The sequence below is a fragment of the Pseudomonas sp. P7548 genome (genome assembly GCF_013386585.1).
GTDB lineage: Bacteria > Pseudomonadota > Gammaproteobacteria > Pseudomonadales > Pseudomonadaceae > Aquipseudomonas.
The window spans coordinates 1-4622 of record NZ_JACARO010000032.1; the positions used below are offsets into that span (position 1 = coordinate 1).

At 60.7% G+C, this 4622-nt stretch carries 3 protein-coding genes and 1 pseudogene; 2 read left to right on the top strand and 2 right to left on the bottom strand.

The features are described 5' to 3' along the window. Window positions 1-80: 80 nt before the first annotated feature. Window positions 81-1943 carry an FAD/NAD(P)-binding protein gene (locus HX803_RS13595; RefSeq protein WP_178921238.1) on the top strand — a complete coding sequence of 621 codons (1863 nt, stop codon included), beginning with the start codon at window positions 81-83 and terminating at the stop codon, window positions 1941-1943. 346 nt (window positions 1944-2289) lie between these two features. Further along, on the top strand, window positions 2290-3915 hold the full coding sequence (locus HX803_RS13600) for a glucan biosynthesis protein D (RefSeq protein WP_178921240.1): 1626 nt from the start codon (window positions 2290-2292) through the stop codon (window positions 3913-3915). Window positions 3916-4049: 134 nt separating this feature from the next. On the opposite strand, the gene HX803_RS13605 is transcribed toward HX803_RS13600, so the two are convergent. Both HX803_RS13605 and HX803_RS13610 read right to left on the bottom strand, forming a co-directional pair. Further along, the gene (locus tag HX803_RS13605) at window positions 4050-4235 is read right to left on the bottom strand and encodes a hypothetical protein (RefSeq protein WP_178921242.1); all 186 of its coding nucleotides are present in this window, start codon (window positions 4233-4235) and stop codon (window positions 4050-4052) included. A 195-nt stretch (window positions 4236-4430) separates the two neighbouring features. Beyond that, a pseudogene (locus HX803_RS13610) lies at window positions 4431-4622 on the bottom strand (GNAT family N-acetyltransferase); the annotation flags it as partial.

A 4622-nucleotide genomic window follows, 5' to 3' on the forward strand; every position in this document is an offset into this window, starting at 1 on the left:
TTCGCGAGCAAGCCCGCTCCTACAAAAAGCCCGGTTCCCACAAGTCTCTTCTCATAACAATAAAATTCAGGTTCTTCCCCATGGATATCACCCGCCGCGACTTCCTCAACGGCGTCGCCATTACCGTTGCCGCCGGCATGACCCCGCTGCAGCTCTTGCAAGCCGCGCCCGATGGACGCTACTACCCTCCCGCCCTCACCGGCCTGCGCGGCAGCCATGTCGGCTCGTTCGAAGTGGCGCACCAGATGGGCTGGGAAAAGAAGGTGTTCGATACCGAGAAACTGCCGATCACCGAGGACTATGACCTGGTGGTGGTCGGCGGCGGCTTGAGCGGTTTGTCGGCGGCGTGGTTCTACCGCGAGAAGCACCCCAAGGCGAAGGTCCTGATCCTGGAAAACCACGACGACTTCGGCGGCCACGCCAAGCGTAATGAATTCCAGGCCGGTGGCCGCACGATCATCGGCTACGGCGGCAGCGAGGCGTTCCAGTCGCCTAACCATCTGTACAGCAAGCAGGTGAATGGCCTGCTGAAAAAACTCGGGGTGAACATCAAGCGCTTCGAAACCGCCTTCGACCGCCCGTTCTACCCGGGCCTGGGGCTGTCGCGCGGGGTGTTCTTCGACAAGGAAAACTTCGGCGAAGACAAACTGGTGACCGGCGACCCCACGCCGATGGTGGCCGACGATATCGCGCCGAACCAACTCAACGCGCGCGCCATCGGCGACTTCATCAATGACTTCCCGTTGCCGCAGGCTGATCGCCAAGCCTTGATCGAACTGCACACGGCGCCCAAGGATTACCTGCCGGGCAAGACAGCCGAAGAAAAGGCCCGCTACCTCGCCGCCACCAGCTACCGGGATTTCCTGCTGAAAAACGTGGGTTTGTCAGAAGGCGCGGTGAAGTACTTCCAGAGCCGCACCAATGACTTCATGGCCCTGAGCATTGATGCCGTGGCGTCGGCTGACGCTTATAACGTAGGCTTCCCAGGCTTTGCCGGGATGAACCTGGCGCCGATCAGCGAAGAAGCCGCTGCGGAAATGGAAGAGCCCTACATCTACCACTTCCCGGATGGCAATGCGTCGGTGGCGCGGCTGCTGGTGCGAGACTTGATCCCGGGCGTGGCGCCGGGGCACACCATGGACGACATCGTGCTGGCGGCCTTTGACTACGCCAAGCTGGACCAGCCCAAGGCCGCCGTGCGCTTGCGCTTGAACAGCACCGCCGTCAGCGTGCGCAACGTCGGCGACGGCGTGCATATCGGCTACAGCCGTGGCGGACAACTCGCACAGGTGCGCGGCAAACGCTGCATCCTGGCCTGCTACAACATGATGATCCCCTACCTGCTCAAGGATTTGCCGGCGCCCCAGGCCCACGCCCTGAGCCAGAACGTGAAATACCCGCTGGTGTACACCAAGGTGGTGATCCGCAATTGGCAGTCATTCCAGACACTGGGGGTGCATGAGATTTACGCGGCGACCCAGCCCTACAGCCGGATCAAGCTGGATTACCCGGTGAGCATGGGCGGCTACGACCACCCGCGCGACCCGACGCAGCCGATCGGCTTGCACATGGTTTACGTGCCCACCAGCCCCAACAGCGGCATGAACGCCCGCGACCAGGCCCGCGCCGGGCGGGGCAAGTTGTATGGGCAGACGTTCGAGCAACTGGAGGCACAGCTGCGAGACCAGTTGCAGCGCATGCTGGGCCCGGGCGGGTTCAACCATGAGCGGGATATTCTGGCGATCACTGTCAACCGCTGGTCACACGGTTATGCGAGCTTCTCCAACAGTTTGTATGACGATGCGGATCAGACTGAAGCGTGGATGAAACTGGCGAAAAAACCGCTGGGGCATGTAAGCATCGCCAACTCGGATGCCGCGTGGAGCGCGTATGCCCATGCGGCGATTGATGAGGCTTACCGGGCTGTGGGTGAGGTCAGCTGAGGACTTGTAGTGAGCGGGCTCGCCCCGCGCTGGGCGGCGAAGCGGCCCCAAATCCAGGCGCCGCGAAATACCTGAAGGCATGCGGTGATCTGGTTAGGGCTGCTCCGCAGCCCAGCGCGGGGCAAGCCCGCTCACTACAAGGCTGCCTGACAATTGGAAATGTCTTGTCGCACTTGCAACGCCATCACCCCGCTATCAATCATTTTTCCTACGTCATCGAACCGCTTAAGCTATCCGGCGTCTGTTTATTGTTCGTTGCGTTTGGTCGAAGGCATGTCCGAACCGTAATTTCTGATCCAGTACGTGCCAGGAACGGCGCAGGATTTGCTCACGACAGGTTGTCTCTATGCACCGCAGGAATTTGCTCAAAGCGTCCATGGCCATTGCGGCTTACACCGGTTTATCGGCCAGCGGCCTGCTCGCTGCGCAAGCCTGGGCCGGCAACCGTGCCGCCGACGGCAAGGCCATCGTTTTCGATTTTGAATCGCTCAAGGCCCAGGCCAAGCAACTGGCCGGCACGCCTTACAAAGACACCAAACAGGTGCTGCCGCCGACCCTGGCGACCATGACCCCGCAGAACTTCAACGCCATCGGCTACGACGGCAAGCACTCGCTGTGGAAGGAATTGAACGGCCAACTGGACGTGCAGTTTTTCCACGTCGGCATGGGCTTCAAGACGCCGGTGCGCATGCACAGCGTCGACCCCAAGACCCGCGAAGCCCGCGAGGTGCATTTCCGCCCGTCGCTGTTCAACTATGAAAAAACCACCGTCGACACCAAACAACTGACGGGCGACCTGGGTTTTTCCGGCTTCAAGCTGTTCAAGGCGCCTGAACTGGACCGTCATGACGTGCTGTCGTTTCTGGGCGCCAGCTACTTCCGCGCCGTGGATTCCACCGGCCAATACGGCCTTTCTGCCCGTGGCCTGGCCATCGACACCTACGCGAAAAAACGCGAGGAATTCCCCGACTTCACGCAATTCTGGTTCGAAACCCCGGACAAGGACGCGACCCGCTTTGTGGTCTACGCCTTGCTCGACTCGCCAAGCGCCACGGGTGCCTACCGCTTCGACATCGACTGCCAGGCCAGCCAGGTGGTGATGGCCATCGACGCGCACATCAACGCGCGTACCGCCATCGAACAACTGGGCATCGCGCCGATGACCAGTATGTTCAGCTGTGGCACCCACGAGCGCCGCATGTGCGACACCATCCACCCGCAGATCCACGACTCCGACCGTCTGGCCATGTGGCGCGGCAACGGCGAGTGGATCTGCCGCCCGTTGAACAACCCGGCCAAATTGCAGTTCAACGCCTTTGCCGACAAAGACCCGAAAGGCTTCGGCCTGGTGCAGACCGACCATGAGTTCGCCAGCTACCAGGACACCGTGGACTGGTACAGCAAGCGTCCAAGCCTGTGGGTAGAACCGACGACGGCATGGGGTGAAGGCTCGATCGACCTGCTGGAAATCCCGACGACTGGCGAAACCCTGGATAACATCGTGGCCTTCTGGACCCCGAAAACGCCAGTGGCTGCCGGGGATTCGCTGAACTACGGCTACAAACTGTACTGGAGCGCCCTGCCGCCGGTCAGCACGCCGCTGGCACAGGTCGATGCGACCCGTTCCGGCATGGGTGGTTTTACCGAAGGTTGGGCACCGGGCGAGCACTACCCTGAGGTGTGGGCACGTCGTTTTGCCGTGGACTTCAAGGGTGGCGGCCTCGACCGCCTGCCGGCCGGCACCGGGATCGAGCCGGTGGTGACCTGCTCCCATGGCCAGGTAAAGGATTTCAGCGTGCTGGTGCTCGACAACATCAAGGGCTACCGCATCCTGTTCGACTGGTACCCGACCAGCGACAGCGTGGAGCCGGTGGAACTGCGGCTGTTCATCCGTACCCAGGACCGCACCTTGAGCGAGACCTGGTTGTATCAGTACTTCCCGCCGGCGCCAGAGGCGCGTAAGTACACCTGATTCAAGGGGATCGGACTCTTGTGGCGAGGGAGCTTGCTCCCGCTGGGCTGCGCAGCGGCCCCAAAATCTTGGGAGCGCTTCGCACTCCAGCGCAAGCAAGCTTGCTCGCCACAACAGCCAGTTCCTACAGGTGTTTAGAACCGCGAAACACTCTTCATCGCCCCAATCAGGTAGCGCATCGCCACCTGATCGTTCTCGGTGAGCGCCCGGTACTGCGCCAGCAATTCCACTTCATCGGAACTCAACCTTCGACCCCGCAAGGTCAACCTGCGGCCCAGAAAAGCCGCCACCGCACCCGCAATACCATAGGACTTGGTCATGGACCGTTTCTCCTGAGATCAATCAAACACTCCTGTCGCCCATTACCCGCCTCCCGCAAAGCGCAATGCCTGCGCGAACCATCAGACTGACTCCCTGGGCCAGAAATCAGACTTACCCTAAGCGTAGAAACTATCTCGCCACACGTGGGATTTTTTTAGAGTATTAACTTAAAAAATTACTGCGGTAACAAAGACCTACAACCCTTTCTCACGAAATGGCCGGTAGAGGTGAATGTCGTGGGGTTCCTGTGCGTAGAGTTCAGGGTCTGGGGATTGCAGCATCAGGCAACCTTGGCCCAGGTAAAAGTCCACGGTATTGCGCGACTCCGTGGCCGAGACATACAACCCGTCCACTCCTGCCAACACCCCGTGCTCACAGGCCAGGGC